Raw genomic sequence first — 18,447 nt, forward strand, 5'->3', positions numbered from 1 at the left:
CCTGGTTAAGGTGTGGGCTGAGATGGCCGGCGAAATCTGTGGGGCAGCCCGTGCGTGATTACCTGCTGACGCTCTGTGTCACGGCTGCGGTTACCTATCTGCTGACCGGTCCGGTGCGCAAGTTCGCGATCGCGGTCGGCGCGATGCCCGCGATCCGTGCACGTGACGTCCACAAGGAACCGACACCGAGGCTCGGTGGCATCGCCATGTTCGGCGGCCTCTGTGCCGGACTGATCGTCGCGGCCCATCTCTACAACCTCGACGGCGTCTTCCAGCTCTCCGACGAGCCGCGGGCCCTGCTGTCCGGGGCCGCGCTGATCTGGCTGATCGGCGTCCTGGACGACAAGTTCGAGATCGACGCGTTGATCAAGCTCGGCGGTCAGATGATCGCCGCCGCGGTCATGGTGATCCAGGGCCTGACGATCCTGTGGCTGCCGATCCCCGGCGTGGGCACCGTCGCGCTGACCCAGTGGCAGGGCACGCTGCTCACGGTCGCCCTGGTCGTCGTCACCATCAACGCGGTCAACTTCGTCGACGGCCTGGACGGCCTCGCGGCGGGCATGGTGTGCATCGCATCGGCCGCGTTCTTCCTGTACACGTACCGGCTCTGGTACGGGCACATGATCGAGGCGGCGGCCCCCGCGACGCTCTTCACGGCGATCCTGATGGGCATGTGCCTCGGCTTCCTGCCGCACAACATGCACCCGGCCCGGATCTTCATGGGCGACTCCGGTTCGATGCTGATCGGTCTGGTGCTGGCGGCCGGAGCGATCTCGGTCACGGGGCAGGTCGACCCGGACACGATGAAGCTCTTCGCCGGCAGCGAGCGCGAGGCCACCCACGCGATGCTGCCGGTCTTCATCCCGCTGCTGCTGCCGCTCACCATCATCGCGATCCCGGCCGCCGACCTGGTGCTGGCGATCGTGCGCCGTACCTGGAACGGCCAGTCGCCGTTCGCCGCGGACCGCGGCCATCTGCACCACCGGCTGCTGGAGATCGGCCACTCGCACAGCAGGGCCGTGCTGATCATGTACTTCTGGTCGGCCCTGATCGCCTTCGGCGCGGTCGGCTACTCCGTGCACTCGGCGTCCCTGTGGATCGTGCTGGTGATCATGGGGCTGAGTGCGCTGGGCCTCGTCCTGCTGCTGATGCCCCGTTTCACCCCGCGTGCGCCGATCTGGGCGGAGCGCTTCGTGCCGCCGCGCTACCGCCGTCGCCGCAGCAAGGGTGAGGTTCCCGAGGAGGAACCCGTGGCGTCCGGGGCGGAGCCCTCGTCCGGTTCCGAGGCTCAACAGCGGTCGCCGGAAGCCCAGATGGGGCAGGAGGGGCACGAGCTCCAGGAGGGGACCCGGGTGGTCGTGGGAGTCTCCGGCGTCAACGGGGCGACTGGGATCAGCCCTCGATCGCGTTTTTCGGACAGAGGCAAGGCTGATTCGTCACGTTGACGATTCGGTCATCATGGGGCAATACCAGACAATCGAAGGGTTGTCTTGCTCACACGCGGATGTTCACCCTTGTGTGTGACGGCAAGCACGCGTTCTGGGTAAAGACCTCATCAAATAGTTTGTGATACCGTTCACTAAGCCCGGTGACGGGGTCGAGGAACCTGAGGACCACGGTTCATCGGCCCGAGGCATCGACCCGGACCGGGCCTACGCTCGTCCACGACGACACACTGCCCATCCCCTGCCAGCGGAGCTGCCGCCATGCCGTCCAACGACGCCCGGAGTCTCCTCCAAGTCGCCGTACCCACCGCTGTCGCCGGCGCTGTCGCCGCCGCGGTCAGTGCTGGTGTGGCCGGCGGCAAGGGTGCCCTGGGCGCGGTCGTTGCGACGATCGTGGTGATCCTCTTCATGGGGATCGGGCTCGTGGTCCTGCAACGGACCGCGCGGTCCCTGCCACATCTCTTCCAGGCGATGGGGCTGCTGCTGTATACGGCGCAGCTCCTCCTGCTGTTCATTTTCGTCGCCGCATTCAAGAACACCACGGTGTTCAACCCGAAGGCCTTCGCGATCACACTGGTCGCGGCGACCCTCGTATGGATCGGTGCACAGGCGCGTGCGCACATGAAGGCCAAGATCCTTTACGTCGAGCCCGAGTCCGACAAGGACGAAAAGCCCACGAACACCAGGGCGAAGTCGTGAAGGGTAGGGGCGGAATAAGTGCGGGTTCAAGACCCTGCTATCGTCCGGTTCCAACTGCGGCATTGCGGGCGCGGGCATGTGAGCTGACGCCTGCTCGATCGCGAGGCTCAATGCCTGACTGCCGCTCACACATCCGTAACACCAGTCCAGTGCCGAACCGCGGCTGCGCGCCGCGCCGACACAACGAGGTTGCCGTACCTATGCGCCACGCTGAAGGAGCCCGCGGTGAGTGCTGACCCAACACAGGTGCTCGCCTTCGAGACCGATTGCCACATCTTCGACGGTTGTGGTTTCCCGGCACCCGGCTTGCACTCGTTCCTGTTCGAGCCCCTCTGGGGCGACGCGGACAGCAACCTGTACTTCAACAAGCCGATGCTGCTGGCCCTGCTCGGCTCGATCATCATCGTCGGTTTCTTCTGGGCCGCCTTCCGTAAGCCGAAGGTCGTCCCGGGCAAGCTGCAGATGGTCGCCGAGGCGGGCTACGACTTCATCCGTCGCGGCATCGTCTACGAGACGATGGGCAAGCGCGAGGGCGAGAAGTACGTCCCGCTCATCGTCTCGCTGTTCTTCTTCGTCTGGATGATGAACCTCTGGTCGATCATCCCGGTCGCACAGTTCCCGGTGACGTCGATCATCGCCTACCCGGCGGTGTTGGCGATCATCGTCTACATCCTGTGGGTCAGCCTGACCTTCAAGCGCCACGGCTTCGTGGGTGCCTTCAAGAACTTCACCGGGTACGACAAGTCCCTCGGCCCGGTGCTCCCGCTGGCCATGCTCATCGAGTTCTTCTCGAACCTGCTGGTCCGGCCCTTCACCCACGCGGTGCGACTCTTCGCGAACATGTTCGCAGGGCACACGCTGCTGCTGCTGTTCACGATCGCCAGCTGGTACCTGCTCAACGGCATCGGGATCGCCTACGCGGGCGTCTCCTTCGTGATGACCATCGTGATGACCGCCTTCGAGCTCTTCATCCAGGCGCTGCAGGCGTACGTCTTCGTACTCCTGACCTGCACCTACATCCAGGGCGCGCTCGCCGAGCACCACTGAGCATCCCGCACCCGACCCTTATTCGTCCGGTGGCCAACCCCCACCGGTCCGTGAAAGAGAAGGAAGAACTGGCATGTCCCAGACCCTTGCTGCCGTCAGCGGCTCCCTCGGCTCCATCGGTTACGGCCTCGCCGCCATCGGCCCCGGCGTCGGCGTCGGCATCATCTTCGGTAACGGCACCCAGGCTCTCGCCCGTCAGCCCGAGGCTGCCGGTCTCATCCGCGCCAACCAGATCCTCGGCTTCGCCTTCTGTGAGGCGCTCGCCCTCATCGGTCTGGTCATGCCGTTCGTCTACGGCAAGTGATCTTCGGATCCACGACCAGCCCACTAGACGAAAGGCAATGACGTGAGCCAGTTGCTTACGATCGCGGCCGAGACGGAAAACCCCCTCGTCCCGCCGATTCCCGAGCTCGTCATCGGCCTCATCGCCTTCCTCATCGTCTTCGGCTTCCTTGCCAAGAAGCTCCTCCCGAACATCAACAAGGTTCTGGAAGAGCGCCGCGAGGCCATCGAAGGCGGTATCGAAAAGGCCGATGCGGCCCAGACCGAGGCCCAGAGCGTGCTTGAGCAGTACAAGGCTCAGCTCGCCGAGGCCCGTCACGAGGCCGCGCGCCTGCGCCAGGAGGCGCAGGAGCAGGGTGCCGTGATCCTGCAGGAGATGCGGGCGGAAGGCCAGCGGCAGCGTGAGGAGATCATCGCTGCCGGTCACGCCCAGATCGAGGCCGACCGCAAGGCCGCGGCCGCCGCGCTGCGCCAGGACGTGGGCAAGCTCGCCACCGACCTGGCCGGCAAGCTCGTCGGCGAGTCCCTCGAGGACCACGCCCGGCAGAGTGGCACCGTCGACCGGTTCCTCGACGAGCTCGAGGCGAAGGCCGAGGCTGTCCGATGAACGGCGCGAGCCGCGAGGCACTGGCTGCCGCACGTGAGCGTCTCGACGCGCTGACCGACAGCACGTCGGTCGACGCGGCGAAGCTCGCCGAGGAGCTGGCCGCCGTCACGGCGCTGCTCCAGCGCGAGGTATCGCTGCGACGGGTCCTGACCGACCCGTCGCAGGCCGGCGAGGCCAAGGCCGAGCTGGCCGGACGACTGCTGCGCGGTCAGGTGGGCGGCGAGACCGTCGACCTGGTCTCCGGCATGGTCCGCTCCCGCTGGTCGCAGTCGCGCGACCTGGTCGACGCGGTCGAGGAACTGGCGAACATCGCAGACCTCACCGCCGCCCAGCGCAGCGGAGACCTCGACGACGTCGAGGACGAGCTGTTCCGGTTCGGCCGGATCGTGGCCTCCGACAAGGAGCTGCGCGCCGCGCTCACCGACCGGTCCGCGTCCGCCACCGCCAAGGGGCAGCTGGTACGCAGCCTGCTCGGCGGCAAGACGCGGCCCGCCACCGAGCGCGTCATCGTACGGCTTGTCACCCAGCCGCGTGGACGTAGCCTTGAAGCGGGACTCGAGTCCCTCTCCAAGCTTGCCGCGGAGCGTCGGGACCGGATGGTCGCCGTGGTCACCTCGGCAGTGCCGCTGAACGATCGGCAGAAGCAGCGTCTCGGCGCCGCGCTGACGAAGATCTACGGCCGGCCGATGCACCTGAATCTCGATGTGGACCCTGCGGTCCTCGGCGGGATCGCGGTGCGGGTCGGTGACGAGGTCATCAACGGCACCATCGCGGAGCGCCTCGACGAGGCGACCCGTCGCGTGGCCGGCTGACGAGCGCAGCAACAGAACAGAGCAAGACCAGCGGCCCGGTTGGGCCGTGCAGAAATTGCAGAAGATTCCTGGGGGTCGGCCCCCAGACCCCCTTAAGAAACTTCGGGCCCAACAAGGAGAGCAGGGAACCCAGATGGCGGAGCTCACGATCCGGCCGGAGGAGATCCGGGACGCGCTGGAGAACTTTGTCCAGTCGTACAAGCCGGACGCGGCCTCGCGCGAGGAGGTCGGTACGGTCAGCGTTGCCGGCGACGGCATCGCGAAGGTCGAGGGTCTTCCCTCGGCCATGGCGAACGAGCTGCTGAAGTTCGAGGACGGCACCCTCGGTCTCGCCCTCAACCTCGAGGAGCGCGAGATCGGTGCGATCGTCCTCGGCGAGTTCAGCGGTATCGAAGAGGGCCAGCCGGTGCAGCGCACCGGTGAGGTTCTCTCCGTCGGCGTCGGCGAGGGTTACCTCGGCCGCGTCGTCGACCCGCTCGGCAACCCGATCGACGGTCTCGGCGAGATCGCGACCGACAGCCGCCGCGCCCTCGAGCTGCAGGCCCCTGGCGTCATGGTCCGTAAGTCGGTGCACGAGCCGATGCAGACCGGCTACAAGGCCGTCGACGCCATGGTGCCGATCGGCCGTGGCCAGCGTCAGCTGATCATTGGTGACCGTCAGACGGGTAAGACCGCTCTGGCCGTCGACACGATCATCAACCAGCGCGACAACTGGCGCTCGGGCGACGTGAACAAGCAGGTGCGCTGCATCTACGTCGCCGTCGGTCAGAAGGGCTCCACCATCGCCTCCGTGCGCGGTGCCCTGGAAGAGGCCGGTGCGCTCGAGTACACGACCATCGTCGCCGCCCCGGCGTCCGACCCGGCCGGCTTCAAGTACCTGGCGCCGTACACCGGTTCGGCCATCGGCCAGCACTGGATGTACCAGGGCAAGCACGTCCTGATCATCTTCGACGACCTCTCGAAGCAGGCCGACGCCTACCGCGCCGTGTCGCTTCTGCTGCGCCGTCCGCCGGGCCGTGAGGCCTACCCGGGCGACGTCTTCTACCTGCACTCGCGTCTGCTGGAGCGCTGCGCGAAGCTCTCCGACGACATGGGCGCCGGTTCGATGACGGGCCTCCCGATCGTCGAGACCAAGGCGAACGACGTGTCGGCGTTCATCCCGACCAACGTCATCTCCATCACCGACGGCCAGTGCTTCCTGGAGTCCGACCTGTTCAACGCCGGCCAGCGTCCGGCCCTGAACGTCGGTATCTCGGTCTCCCGTGTCGGTGGCTCCGCCCAGCACAAGGCCATGAAGCAGGTCTCCGGCCGACTCCGTGTCGACCTCGCCCAGTACCGCGAGCTGGAGGCGTTCGCTGCCTTCGGTTCCGACCTGGACGCTGCGTCGAAGGCGTCGCTGGAGCGCGGTAAGCGCATGGTCGAGCTGCTGAAGCAGGGCCAGTACCAGCCGATGCCCGTCGAGGAGCAGGTCGTCTCCATCTGGGCCGGCACCACCGGCAAGATGGACGACGTCCCGGTCCAGGACATCCGCCGCTTCGAGAGCGAGCTGCTGGAGTACCTGCGCCGTGAGCGCAAGGAGCTCCTGACCAGCATCGTCGAGGGCGGCAAGATGTCCGACGACACGCTGCAGGCGATCGCTGACTCCATCGCCACCTTCAAGCAGCAGTTCGAGACCTCGGACGGCAAGCTGCTGGGCGAGGGCTGATCGATGGGCGCTCAGCTTCGCGTTTACAAGCGCCGCATCCGCTCCGTCACCGCCACGAAGAAGATCACCAAGGCGATGGAGATGATCGCCGCTTCGCGCATCGTCAAGGCGCAGCGCCAGGTGGCGGCGTCGACGCCGTACGCCAGCGAGCTCACCCGCGCGGTGACCGCGGTGGCGACCGGCTCCACCACCAAGCACCCGCTGACCACCGAGGCCGAGACTCCGGCACGGGCCGCGATCCTGCTCATCACGAGCGACCGCGGTCTGGCCGGCGGTTACTCCTCCAACGCCATCAAGGCCGCGGAGCGACTGACCGAGCGGCTTCGCGGTGAGGGCAAGGAGGTCGTCACGTATGTGATCGGCCGCAAGGGTGTCGCCTACTACGGATTCCGCGAGCGCAAGATCGAGGAATCGTGGACGGGCTTCACCGACAGCCCGACGTATGCCGATGCCAAGCGGGCCGCGGCCCCGCTGATCGAGTCGGTCAGCAAGGACACCGCCGAGGGCGGCGTGGACGAGCTCCACATCGTCTTCACGGAGTTCGTGTCGATGATGACGCAGAACCCGGTGGAAGACCGGATGCTGCCGCTCAGCCTCGGCGCTGCGAAGGACGAGGACGGCAAGGGCGAGATCCTGCCGCTGTTCGACTTCGAGCCGTCGGCGGAGGACGTCCTCGACGCCCTGCTTCCGCGGTACGTCGAGAGCCGGATCTACAACGCGCTGTTGCAGTCGGCTGCTTCCGAGCACGCCGCCCGCCGCCGCGCGATGAAGTCGGCGACCGACAACGCCGGTGAGCTCATCAAGAGCCTCTCCCGGCTTGCCAACGCGGCCCGCCAGGCCGAAATCACCCAGGAAATCAGCGAGATCGTCGGTGGTGCCAGTGCGCTGGCCGACGCGACCGCGGGGAGTGACAAGTAATGACGACCACAGTTGAGACGGCCGTTGCCACGGGCCGCGTCGCCCGGGTCATCGGCCCGGTCGTCGACGTGGAGTTCCCCGTCGACGCGATGCCGGACATCTACAACGCGCTGACCGTTGAGGTCGCCGACCCGGCCGAGGAGGGCAAGCTCAAGAAGCTGACCCTCGAGGTCGCCCAGCACCTGGGCGACGGCATGGTCCGCGCGATCTCGATGCAGCCCACCGACGGTCTGGTCCGCCAGGCCCCGGTGACCGACACGGGCACCGGCATCACGGTGCCGGTCGGCGAGATCACCAAGGGCAAGGTGTTCAACACCCTGGGTGAGATCCTGAACAAGCCCGAGGCCGAGGCCGAGGTCACCGAGCGCTGGCCGATCCACCGCAAGGCGCCCAACTTCGACCAGCTCGAGTCCAAGACCGAGATGTTCGAGACCGGCGTCAAGGTCATCGACCTGCTCACCCCGTACGTCAAGGGTGGAAAGATCGGTCTGTTCGGTGGTGCCGGTGTCGGCAAGACCGTTCTGATCCAGGAAATGATCTACCGCGTCGCCAACAACCACGACGGTGTGTCGGTGTTCGCGGGCGTCGGCGAGCGTACCCGTGAGGGCAACGACCTCATCGAGGAAATGACCGACTCGGGCGTCATCGACAAGACCGCCCTGGTCTTCGGCCAGATGGACGAGCCGCCGGGCACGCGTCTCCGTGTGGCGCTGGCCGGTCTGACCATGGCGGAGTACTTCCGCGATGTGCAGAAGCAGGACGTGCTCTTCTTCATCGACAACATCTTCCGGTACACCCAGGCCGGCTCCGAGGTGTCCACCCTGCTCGGCCGCATGCCGTCCGCGGTGGGTTACCAGCCGAACCTGGCCGACGAGATGGGTCTGCTCCAGGAGCGCATCACCTCGACCCGTGGTCACTCGATCACCTCGATGCAGGCGATCTACGTCCCCGCGGACGACCTGACCGACCCGGCCCCGGCCACCACCTTCGCCCATCTCGACGCGACGACGGTTCTCTCCCGTCCGATCTCCGAGAAGGGCATCTACCCGGCCGTGGACCCGCTGGACTCCACGTCCCGCATCCTGGACCCGCGCTACATCGCGCAGGACCACTACCAGGCCGCCATGCGTGTCAAGGGGATCCTCCAGAAGTACAAGGACCTCCAGGACATCATCGCGATCCTCGGTATCGACGAGCTGGGCGAGGAGGACAAGCTCGTTGTCCACCGTGCCCGTCGTGTCGAGCGCTTCCTGTCGCAGAACACCCACGTCGCCAAGCAGTTCACCGGCGTGGACGGTTCGGACGTTCCGCTCGACGAGTCGATCGCCGCGTTCAACGCGATCTGCGACGGTGAGTACGACCACTTCCCCGAGCAGGCGTTCTTCATGTGCGGTGGCCTGGAGGACCTCAAGGCCAACGCCAAGGAGCTCGGCGTCTCCTGAGCCCATGGCTCACCGAGGGGGACGGGTGCGTCCCGTCCCCCTCACCACGCCCCGTAGAATTGACCCAACACCCGGCATCAACGGCCGGGTGGTGACCCGAGGAGCCACCCTTGGCTGCTGAGCTGCACGTCGAGCTGGTCGCCGCGGACCGCAGTGTCTGGTCCGGCGAGGCCACCCTGGTCGTCGCGCGCACCACGTCCGGCGACATCGGCGTCATGCCCGGTCACCAGCCGCTTCTGGGTGTGCTGGAGTCGGGCCCGGTGACGATCCGCACGAGCGACGGCGGGACCGTGGTCGCCGCTGTGCACGGCGGTTTCATCTCGTTCGCGGACGACAAGCTCTCCCTGCTGGCCGAGATTGCTGAGCTGGCGGACGAGATCGATGTCCAGCGCGCCGAGCGTGCGCTGGAGCGTGCGAAGTCGGCTACGGACGCTGCTTCCGAGCGGCGCGCCGAAGTGCGACTGCGCGCGGTGGCGGTGCGCTAGCGCACCGCGACAACGTAGCTTTACCCTCAGCCGCGGCCCGTGCTGGAGAAGTCTCCAGACCGGGCCGCGGCTGAGGCGATGCAGGTGGCAGTTTTGGCGAATCCGTTACTCGACGACGCGAGGAGGTCGGTGGAGATGGTCCTCGCGCTGTGGGTGGGCGGTCTGGTCGTCGCACTGGTTGTGGTGGGGCTCTTCCTCTTCGGTCTGCGCCGGCGGCTGATCCAGCGTTCCGGTGGGACCTTCGACTGCAGCCTGCGCTGGAACGTTCCGGAGGAGCCCGATCTCTCGGGCAAGGGCTGGGTGTACGGGGTCGCGCGCTACAGCGGCGACCGGATCGACTGGTTCCGGGTCTTCTCGTACGCGTTGCGTCCGCGCCGGGGCCTGGACCGCTCCGCGATCGAGGTGGTCGGCCGCCGGCTGCCCGAGGGCGAGGAGGAGCTGGCGCTCCTGTCCGACGCCGTGGTGCTCGGCTGTCTCCACCAGGGGACCCGCCTGGAGCTCGCCATGAGCGAGGACGCGCTGACCGGCTTTCTCGCCTGGCTCGAGGCGGCCCCGCCCGGCCAGCGCGTCAATGTGGCCTGAGCGGACCGGAGAGCCGGACCGTACGACGTGATCCGGTGCGGGCGCGGGTGCGGTAGCGATCGGGCGAAGGACCGTGCTGGTGCGTCGGCGAACGAACGAGAAACGGCGCCGACGCGGTAGCGATCGGGCCAGGACCGTGTCGGTGCGGCAGTGGACATACGAAGAACCGGGGAGACAGGGGGCGTACCTGTCTCCCCGGTTGTTTTGCGGGGCTCGTGCGCGGTGCCGAGGGGTTACTTCAGACCGTTGCTGATCGCGCTGACGAGTTCACCGTTGGTCGTGTCACCACTGAACTCCCAGAAGAACGCTCCTCCCAGGCCCTGGCCCTTCGCCCAGGTCATCTTGGACGCGATGGTGGCCGGGGTGTCGTAGCTCCACCAGTTGGTGCCGCAGTGCGCGTACGCCGTGCCGGCGACCGTGCCGGTGGCCGGGCAGCTGGTCTTCAGGACCTTGTAGTCCTCGATGCCGGCCTCGTAGGTGCCGGAGGCCGCACCGGTGGCGGTGCCGCCGGGCGCGTCCTGGGTGACACCGGTCCAGCCGCGGCCGTAGAAGCCGATGCCGAGCAGCAGCTTCGAGGAGGGGATGCCCTGGGCCTTCAGCTTGGCGATGGCCTCAGCGGAGTTGAAGCCGGCCTGCGGGATGCCGTCGTAGGAGGTGAGCGGAGAGTGCGGGGCGGTCGGGCCCTTCGCCTCCCAGGCGCCGAAGAAGTCGTACGTCATCACGTTGTACCAGTCCAGGGACTGGGCGGCGCCCGCGTAGTCGGTGGCGTCGATCTTGCCGCCGCTGGAGGCGTCGGCGGTGATCGCTGCCGTCACCAGGTTGTTGCTGCCGAACTTCGCACGCAGCGCGGAGGTGATGCCCTTCAGCGCGGCCGGGCCGCTGGTGTCACAGGTCAGACCACAGGCGTTCGGGTACTCCCAGTCGATGTCGATGCCGTCGAAGACATCGGCCCAGCGGGGGTCCTCGACCAGGTCGTAGCAGGACTGGGCGAACGCGGTCGGGTTCTTCGCGGCCTCACCGAAGCCGCCGGACCAGGTCCAGCCGCCGAAGGACCAGAGAACCTTGATGTTCGGGTACTTCGCCTTGAGCTTGCGCAGCTGGTTGAAGCTGCCGCGCAGCGGCTGGTCCCAGGTGTCGGCGACGCCGTCGACGGACTTGTCGGCGGTGTACGCCATGTCGTAGTCGGCGTAGGCGTCACCGATCGCGCACTTGCCGCCGGTCACGTTGCCGAAGGCGTAGTTGATGTGCGTGATCTTCGCGGCCGAACCCGAGGTGTCGAGGTTCTTCACGTGGTAGTTCCGGCCGTAGACGCCCCAGTCGGTGAAGTAACCGAGGTTGACCTTGCCGCTGGTGCCGGGGTCCGGGTCGGTGCTGCCGCCGCCGGTGGTGTGGACCTTGACCGCACCGCTGACCGGGCCGGTCTGGTCGGCGGTGTCACGGGCCTGCACGGTGTACGAGTAGTCCGTGCCCGCGGTGAGGCCGGTGTTGGTGTACGAGGTGCTGGTGACCGTGGAGACGACGACGCCGTCGCGCAGGACGTCGTAGTTCTTGATGCCGTTGTCGTCGGTCGCCGCGGTCCAGCTGAGCTTGACCGAGGTGTCGGTGATGTCGCTCGCGGTGGGGGTGCCGGGCGCCGAAGGCGCGGCGTCGCCGGGGACGCTGCCGCCGTCACAGGAGGCGCCGTTCACCGTGCAGCCGCTGGGCGAGCCGGAACCGGTGCCGTTGAAGCCGAAGGAGATGCTGGCGCCCGGTGCGACCGTGCCGTTCCAGCTGACGTTCTTGGCGGTCCAGTGGGTGCCCGAGCTGGTGACGGTGGCGTCCCAGGCGGAGCTGACGGCGGTGCCCGATGGGAAGTCCCACTCGATGGTCCAGGAGGAGAGGGCGGTGGTGCCGGTGTTCTTCACCGTCCACTGGCCCTCGAAGCCGGTGCCCCAGTCGGACTTCTTGAGGTACGTGGCGGTTGCCGAGGTGGCGGCTTCGGCGGGGGAGGCCAGGCCGACCATCGCGGCCAGGGGAAGGAACAGCGCGGTGAGGCCCGCGACCGCTCGGGATCTGGTGGCTCTGCCGGTCCCGATTCTGAATCGGGCCCGGCGCTGGGGGGTTTCCATGTTCAACGGTGCTCCTCGAGTGAGGTCCGGACATACGGGGGTGGTCCGTGAACGGCAGACCCTGCGTCGCCCTGAGCGCGCCTTTGTCATGGCTCACTCACCGCAGTGTGCTCGGTGAGATTAGGAAGGTCTGGACCAATCGTCAAGAGGTCCAGACCAAAGATCGGAACTAAACCTTGAATGGCCAACTGCTGCATGCAAAACGTCGTTTGAACCCGGATGCTCCGTTTCGGCCTTCCCCGGCGCCCTGTTGACGTGGGAATTCGTCGAGTCCGTCGGGTGCGCCCGAGTGACTGCGTCCCGCTTCCGCACGGGTAAGGGCGCGTCGGGCATGGGGATGAGACGGCATGTCAGGCGGATGGAGGCACCGCCTCGCCATGCGTCACCGGGAGCCGACGGGCGGCGAACGGTGTCCCGTACGGCACGGCTGTGTCGGAGGATGCGGTCGGGGCTCGTCACCGGCGACGAAGTTTCCGGACACCTCGGCCGGAAGCCTGGTGGGAACGGGAAGGAGAAGTGCCGTGATCGTCACGCTGGTCGTGCTCTGCGACGTCGCCTTCTGGGTGCTGCTGGCCGCAGGGCTCGTGCTGCGCTACCCGGCGAGGAAGCGGCGGCTGGGGGCGGCGATGCTGCTGTGCGAGCCGCTGCTGGAGGTCGCCTTGCTGGTGGTAACGGCGGTCGACCTGAAGAACGGGGCCGAACCGGACTGGAAGCACGGTCTCGCCGCGGTCTACATCGGCTTCACGGTGGGACTGGTGCCGCAACAGGCAACGTTTGCCCCGCCACGATCCGCTGGGCCGACGCCCGGTTCGCGCATCGCTCCGCCGGGGGCCCGCCGCCGGTGAAGCCGCCGAAGTACGGCAGGGAGCGTGCGGCGCACGAGTGGAGGGTCGCGGCGCGCTGGTCGGCCGCGGCCGTGACGGCGCTGGCGCCGCTGCAGGCGGCGGTCTGGTACGTGGGCCAGGATGGGGACGTGACGTCGCTGCGGTCGTGGCAGCAGACGATGCTGTTCGTGATCGGGATCAACGTGGTCATCGCCGCGAGCTACACCCTGTTCCCGAAGAGGGAGCGCGCGGGCCACTGAACCGTCGGGTGGGCCCGGCCCCGAGCCCGCCCGACGACAACGCGGCGAGGTGCGGTGCCGGGGCACGCGAGCCCGCCCTGATCCAAACGAAAGGCCCTAGCGCTCGCCGCCCGGCACCCACAACACGTCGCCGACCTCCTTGTTCGCCGTCCGCGCGAGGATGAACAGCAGGTCGGAGAGGCGGTTGAGGTACGTCGCCGTCAGCGCGTTCATCACCTCACCGTGTACCTCCAGCGCCGCCCAGGTGGACCGCTCCGCACGCCGGACCACCGTGCACGCCTGATGCAGCAGCGCAGCCCCCGGCGTACCGCCCGGCAGGATGAAGCTCCGCAGCTTCTCCAGCTGCTCCAGGAAGTGGTCGCAGTCCGCCTCCAGCTTGTCGACATAGCTCTGCTCGACCCGCAGCGGCGGGTACTTCGGGTCCTCGACCACAGGGGTCGACAGATCCGCGCCCACGTCGAACAGGTCGTTCTGCACGCGGACGAGGACCTTGACGACGTCCTCGGGGAGCTGCCCGAGCGCGATCGCCGTACCGATGACGGCGTTGGCCTCATTGGTGTCGGCGTACGCCGAGATCCGCAGATCGGTCTTGGCGGTCCGGCTCATGTCGCCGAGGGCGGTGGTGCCCTGGTCGCCGGTACGGGTGTAGATACGTGTCAGATTGACCATGGGGCCAGCCTAGTGTCGGTCGCCCGTACCGCCGGTGGGGGAGCGGACGTCCAGCGGATCGGCGCCCTGGGCGGCATCGCGCAAGGCGCACGGTCCACGAGGGGGCCGACATGGCGCCGGGAGCTCGCCCGGCTCGACGCGATCGAGGGACTTCTGAGCGAGAAGGGCCTCAACTGCGCCCGGATCGCCGCCGAATGACGTGTCCCGGTGTGATGTCCGTCATGTGAGACGTGACGCGCATCTCTTCACGGCCCCAGAGCCGCCCGCGGGTACTAATCTCCGCCGGAGAGCATGTGAACAGTCGTGAGGCCGTGCAGGACCAGTTGCAGGGGCCGGACCACAGACCAAGGGGTGCAAACGTGGCCAGGAAGCTTGCCGTCATCGGGGCCGGACTCATGGGGTCCGGCATCGCGCAGGTCTCGGCCCAGGCGGGCTGGGACGTCGTGCTGCGCGATGTCACCGATGAGGCCCTGGCGCGTGGGCGCGACGGCATCAAGGCCTCCTACGACAAGTTCGTCTCCAAGGGGAAGCTGGCGGCGGCCGACGCGGAAGCCGCGCTCGGACGCATCACCACCACCACCGACCTCGACGCGGTCGCCGACGCGGATGTCGTCGTCGAGGCCGTCTTCGAGAAGCTGGAGGTCAAGCACGAGATCTTCCGGTCGCTCGACAAGATCGTCCGGGACGACGCCGTCCTCGCCTCCAACACCTCAGCCATCCCGATCACGAAGATCGCGGCAGCGACGGAGCACCCCGAGCGCGTCGTCGGCGTGCACTTCTTCTCGCCGGTCCCGATGATGCAGCTCTGCGAACTCGTACGCGGTTACAAGACCAGCGACGAAACCCTCGCCACCGCAAGGGAGTTCGCCGAGTCCGTCGGCAAGACCTGCATCGTCGTCAACCGTGACGTGGCCGGCTTCGTCACCACCCGGCTGATCTCCGCACTCGTCGTCGAGGCCGCCAAGCTGTACGAGTCGGGCGTCGCCTCGGCCGAGGACATCGACATCGCCTGCAAGCTGGGCTTCGGACATGCCATGGGCCCGCTGGCCACGGCGGACCTGACCGGCGTCGACATCCTGCTGCACGCCACGAGCAACATCTACACCGAGTGCCAGGACGAGAAGTTCGCTGCGCCGGAGCTGATGCGCCGGATGGTGGATGCAGGTGACATCGGCCGCAAGAGCGGGCAGGGCTTTTACACGTACTGATCGTTTTCGGTCCGCTGGTTGCCTGATCTGCCGTCGGTCAGGCCCAGTGGTCCGGGGGGAGTCTCCCGGAATCGTGGACCCACAGGGGTCCTCGCCGGGCCTTGGTCACTCCACGGGGTGAATTCGGCATCGGTTCGCTTACAGACGGCAACTTCCCTGTCTCGGCTGCAGTCAGTTGTGGGAGAGACAGAACAGACAGACGAACCTTGCTACGGAGCGAAAACGGGGAGCGCATATGCACATCAGGGGCGACCACGCCGAGCTGGTCGTCGGGGGCCGCCTCGACGTCCGAAGCGCGGCGGACGCCCGTACGGCCCTGCATTCGGCTCTCGACGACGGAGTCGGTGACCTGGTGCTCGACCTGACCGAGCTGGACTCCTGGGACGCCACCGGACTCGGAGTCATCATGGGTGCGCATCGCCGGGCCGGCCGGGCCGGACGACGGCTGGTGCTCCGCGGTGTGCCACCGCAGATGCAGCGCCTGTTGGTGGCGACCCGGCTGCACCGCATCCTCGCCATCGAAGGCGGGATCGCCGCGGACTCCCTGCCGCGCGTGTAGGCCCTGCCCGGCGCCTGCCGCGCGGGGTGGTCCCGGCCGTGGTGCGAAGCGCCCGAAAGCGCGCATTCCTCACGAGAACGTGTGCTTCGGACGGCGTGGGCCCCCGGCTGCAGGCCGACGCGGTGCGACGGTCTAGGGTTCGCCCGTCCGCCGATTGAGGAACCCACCGGGCGGACACCGGACCGGGAGCGACCGCGGGGCGTGCGAGGCCGGGAAGGGCAGAGCAATCGCGTGCGACGCGTCTGGGGGCATGGGCGATGGACCCGACACACCGGGGGCCGGAGGGATCCGGCCGGGACAACGACCGCTTCGGTACGGGAACCGGCCGACGCCGACCGTCCCGCGAACCGTCTTCGGGCTCTCAGCTCCGTCCGGGCAGGGGAGGCCCCAACACCCCGGAACTTGGGCAGCAGTCGCCGCAACGGGCGCGCATGGTGCAGCTCGTATCGGGCGACCTCCTGCTCACCGTCAACACGGTCGACGGCAGTGAGGTCGAGCAGTGCCCGCCGGGGCAGCATCCGGGTGCGCCGGTCAAGCGCGGCGTCGCCGAGCGCGCCGACCGCGAACGTGCCACCACTCCGCCCGCGCCACCCGGTCCGCCGGCCCCTCGGCTGCCCCTCCTGGAGCGGGCCGAGGAGCGCGAGCGGCTGGCCCGCCTGCTGGCCCGCGGTCGCTCGGTGCGGCTCGTCGGACCGGCCGGATCCGGCCGTACGACCCTGCTGAACGCCGTCGCCGCCGACTGCGCGGACCTCGCGCCGGACGGAATCGTCCGGCTCTGCGGCCACGGGAGGACCTCCACCGATCTGCTGTACGCGCTCTTCGAGGCCGTGTACGACGCACCGCTGCACCGGCCCGACCGCGCAGGTCTCCTCGAAAAGATCCGCGGCATCGGCGCCGTCGTCGTCCTCGACGACCTGGAATTCGGCGGGGCGGCCCTGGACGAACTGCTCGACGCCACACCGGAGTGCGCTTTCCTGTTCGCGACGGTTCCGGACGCCCCCGCACCCAGCCCTGACTCGTATCTCGACGAGGTCCTCCTCGCGGGCCTCGGCCGCGACTCCTCGGCCGAACTGCTGGAGCGGGTCGTCGAGCGCAGGCTCACCGAGGAGGAGGCGAACTGGGCGGGAGACCTCTGGTTCGAGTCCGAGGGGCTGCCGCTGCGCCTCGTCCAGGCGGGGGCCCTGCTGCGCCAGCGCGACCTGGTGCTCCGGCGTGACCTGCTGGGCACCGATCCCGACGCGTACGGCGCCCCCGACGGACAGCTCTCCGTCGCACCCCTCCGGAACGACGGAACCGTCGGCGGCGTCCGCATACCGCTGCCCGGCCTCGGCGAGGCCGCGGCACCCGCCGCACTGCTCGCCTCGCGGCTCAGCACCGCCGCCCGCGACACCCTGCATTTCGCGGTCGCGCTCGGCGGCGAGGTGCCCCACCAGGCACATCTGCCGGCACTCGTGGGGGACACCCACGCCGACGCCGCGCTCGGCGAACTGGCCGGCTGTGGGCTGCTCTCCCCGGTCGGCCCCCGCTACCGGCTGGCCGCCGGAGTCCTCGCCCAGCTGGAGGCCGCCGGATACGGCCGGGACAGCGCGGACCGGGCCCGGACCGCGGCCCAGCACTACGCCTGGTGGACCGGGCACCCCTCGGTCACCCCCGCACGCGCCTCGGCCGAGGCCGACGCCGCCCTCGCGGCGCTGGCCCAGCTCGTCCCGGGCGACGGTGCGGAGCAGGCCGACGCTGCCGTGCTGCTGGCCCGCAGCGCCTCCCCGGCCTTCGCGGCGGGGCTGCACTGGGGCGCCTGGGAGAAGGCCCTGCGGATCGGCCAGGAGGCTGCCAGGATCACCGGCGAGGTCGCCGAAGAGGCTTATTTCCACCATGAGTTGGGTGTTCTCGCACTCTGCGCCGGTGACCCGGAACGGGCCAGGGTGGAGCTGGAGACCTCGATCGGCATGCGCGGGGCGCTCGCCGACAGGTCCGGCGCCGTGGCCGGACGGCGCGCGCTGGCCCTGGTCGAGGACCGAGCCGGTGGCCCGTCGGGCGGCGGGCCCGTCCGCCGGGACGACACGGCGGAGACGGCGCCGCTGCCCCTCGGTACGGCGACTGCCGTGACCCAGACGCTGCCGCGGCAGGACGAGGACGCCGCCGCGGTGATGTTCCGGCGCAGCGCCCCCGTCGCGGTCCCGGGCGCGCGAGGCGGCCGTTCCGGGATGTCGACGCGTGTGGGCAGGCGCGGTCTGGTCGCGGGTGCGGGCGTCCTGCTGGCCGGTGTGATCGGCACGGTGGTGGCACTGGGGCTGCCGTCGGGCGACGGCGACGCCCAGGGGAACCCGGGGGTGATCACCGAGGAGCCGGCCGGCCAGGACGACACCCGGGAGGAAGCGCCGGCCGACGAGCCGACGGGCGGCAGGACACCCGGGGCAGCGGCCTCCAGCAGCGGTGCGGTGACGCCGAGCCCCTCGGGCAGCCAGGCCGCACCGAGCACCAGTGGTACGCCGTCGGAAACCACGAGTCCGACCGGCAGTCCGTCCACGGGCCAGACGTCCAGCGGCAAGCCGTCGTCGGGCACACCGAGCGGATCGCCCCGGCCGACGAAGTCGTCCACGCCGCCCAGGCCGAGCAGTCCGACCCCGACTCCGACCGAAACGGATACCGGTTCCCCGGACCCGACGGACTCGGCGACCGAGACCGCGCCGACGGTGCCGGACACCTCCGACTCGGCGAGCGGCCTTACCTCTCCGACGGCGTCCGATGCGGACAGCGGCCCGGCGGTGACCTGAGCACAACGCCCCGGGGGCCGG

Annotated in this window: 17 protein-coding genes and 1 pseudogene; 16 read left to right on the plus strand and 2 right to left on the minus strand. The window is 68.7% G+C overall.

The window, feature by feature from the left end; translation table 11 throughout:
* Window positions 1-38 precede the first annotated feature (38 nt).
* From AB0L71_RS06500 to AB0L71_RS06550, 11 genes are all read left to right on the plus strand, one after another.
* Window positions 39-1,445, plus strand: coding sequence for an MraY family glycosyltransferase (locus AB0L71_RS06500; RefSeq protein ID WP_365238677.1), 1,407 nt, complete (start codon window positions 39-41; stop codon window positions 1,443-1,445).
* A 261-nt stretch (window positions 1,446-1,706) separates the two neighbouring features.
* Window positions 1,707-2,144, plus strand: coding sequence for a hypothetical protein (locus tag AB0L71_RS06505; protein ID WP_365238680.1), 438 nt, complete (start codon window positions 1,707-1,709; stop codon window positions 2,142-2,144).
* A gap of 210 nt (window positions 2,145-2,354) precedes the next feature.
* A complete protein-coding gene (atpB, locus tag AB0L71_RS06510; protein WP_365239106.1) occupies window positions 2,355-3,191 on the plus strand; it encodes a F0F1 ATP synthase subunit A in 837 nt (278 codons plus the stop codon).
* A gap of 73 nt (window positions 3,192-3,264) precedes the next feature.
* The gene (atpE, locus tag AB0L71_RS06515) at window positions 3,265-3,495 is read left to right on the plus strand and encodes an ATP synthase F0 subunit C (protein ID WP_024884520.1); all 231 of its coding nucleotides are present in this window, start codon (window positions 3,265-3,267) and stop codon (window positions 3,493-3,495) included.
* Window positions 3,496-3,537: 42 nt separating this feature from the next.
* Window positions 3,538-4,080 (plus strand): F0F1 ATP synthase subunit B, encoded by a 543-nt coding sequence (locus AB0L71_RS06520; protein ID WP_365238683.1) that lies wholly within the window; start codon window positions 3,538-3,540, stop codon window positions 4,078-4,080.
* Window positions 4,077-4,892: a F0F1 ATP synthase subunit delta gene (locus AB0L71_RS06525; RefSeq protein ID WP_365238686.1), complete on the plus strand. Its 816-nt coding sequence runs from the start codon at window positions 4,077-4,079 to the stop codon at window positions 4,890-4,892. The genes AB0L71_RS06520 and AB0L71_RS06525 overlap by 4 nt, the downstream gene beginning before the upstream one ends.
* A gap of 133 nt (window positions 4,893-5,025) precedes the next feature.
* The gene (atpA, locus tag AB0L71_RS06530) at window positions 5,026-6,597 is read left to right on the plus strand and encodes a F0F1 ATP synthase subunit alpha (RefSeq protein ID WP_365238689.1); all 1,572 of its coding nucleotides are present in this window, start codon (window positions 5,026-5,028) and stop codon (window positions 6,595-6,597) included.
* A 3-nt stretch (window positions 6,598-6,600) separates the two neighbouring features.
* Window positions 6,601-7,515, plus strand: a complete 915-nt coding sequence (locus tag AB0L71_RS06535; RefSeq protein ID WP_365238691.1) for a F0F1 ATP synthase subunit gamma — start codon at window positions 6,601-6,603, stop codon at window positions 7,513-7,515.
* Window positions 7,515-8,957, plus strand: coding sequence for a F0F1 ATP synthase subunit beta (gene atpD / locus AB0L71_RS06540; RefSeq protein WP_365238693.1), 1,443 nt, complete (start codon window positions 7,515-7,517; stop codon window positions 8,955-8,957). Before AB0L71_RS06535 ends, atpD begins: the two co-directional genes overlap by 1 nt.
* 110 nt (window positions 8,958-9,067) lie before the next feature.
* Window positions 9,068-9,442 (plus strand): F0F1 ATP synthase subunit epsilon, encoded by a 375-nt coding sequence (locus AB0L71_RS06545; RefSeq protein ID WP_365238696.1) that lies wholly within the window; start codon window positions 9,068-9,070, stop codon window positions 9,440-9,442.
* Between the two features lie 135 nt (window positions 9,443-9,577).
* Window positions 9,578-10,024, plus strand: coding sequence for a DUF2550 domain-containing protein (locus AB0L71_RS06550; RefSeq protein ID WP_365239109.1), 447 nt, complete (start codon window positions 9,578-9,580; stop codon window positions 10,022-10,024).
* Window positions 10,025-10,257: 233 nt separating this feature from the next.
* On the opposite strand, the gene AB0L71_RS06555 is transcribed toward AB0L71_RS06550, so the two are convergent.
* Window positions 10,258-12,138 carry a glycoside hydrolase family 18 chitinase gene (locus tag AB0L71_RS06555; protein WP_365238698.1) on the minus strand — a complete coding sequence of 627 codons (1,881 nt, stop codon included), beginning with the start codon at window positions 12,136-12,138 and terminating at the stop codon, window positions 10,258-10,260.
* Window positions 12,139-12,653: 515 nt separating this feature from the next.
* Between AB0L71_RS06555 and AB0L71_RS06560 the strand changes: the two are divergent.
* Window positions 12,654-13,216: pseudogene (locus tag AB0L71_RS06560) on the plus strand (hypothetical protein).
* Window positions 13,217-13,312: 96 nt separating this feature from the next.
* Here AB0L71_RS06560 and AB0L71_RS06565 read toward each other — a convergent pair.
* Entirely contained in the window at window positions 13,313-13,885 is a 573-nt protein-coding gene (locus tag AB0L71_RS06565; protein ID WP_365238700.1) for a cob(I)yrinic acid a,c-diamide adenosyltransferase, read from the minus strand.
* A 12-nt stretch (window positions 13,886-13,897) separates the two neighbouring features.
* On the opposite strand from AB0L71_RS06565, the gene AB0L71_RS06570 reads away from it, so the two are divergent.
* The 4 genes from AB0L71_RS06570 (at window position 13,898) to AB0L71_RS06585 (ending at window position 18,426) form a co-directional block, all read left to right on the plus strand.
* Entirely contained in the window at window positions 13,898-14,083 is a 186-nt protein-coding gene (locus AB0L71_RS06570; protein WP_365238703.1) for a hypothetical protein, read from the plus strand.
* Window positions 14,084-14,244: 161 nt separating this feature from the next.
* Entirely contained in the window at window positions 14,245-15,093 is an 849-nt protein-coding gene (locus tag AB0L71_RS06575) for a 3-hydroxyacyl-CoA dehydrogenase family protein (protein ID WP_365238705.1), read from the plus strand.
* Window positions 15,094-15,328: 235 nt separating this feature from the next.
* Window positions 15,329-15,652, plus strand: a complete 324-nt coding sequence (locus AB0L71_RS06580; RefSeq protein WP_072486732.1) for an STAS domain-containing protein — start codon at window positions 15,329-15,331, stop codon at window positions 15,650-15,652.
* 257 nt (window positions 15,653-15,909) lie between these two features.
* Window positions 15,910-18,426, plus strand: coding sequence for an ATP-binding protein (locus AB0L71_RS06585; RefSeq protein WP_365238709.1), 2,517 nt, complete (start codon window positions 15,910-15,912; stop codon window positions 18,424-18,426).
* Window positions 18,427-18,447: the final 21 nt, after the last annotated feature.

Source organism: Streptomyces sp. NPDC052052, from assembly GCF_040680455.1.
Taxonomy (GTDB): Bacteria; Actinomycetota; Actinomycetes; order Streptomycetales; family Streptomycetaceae; genus Streptomyces.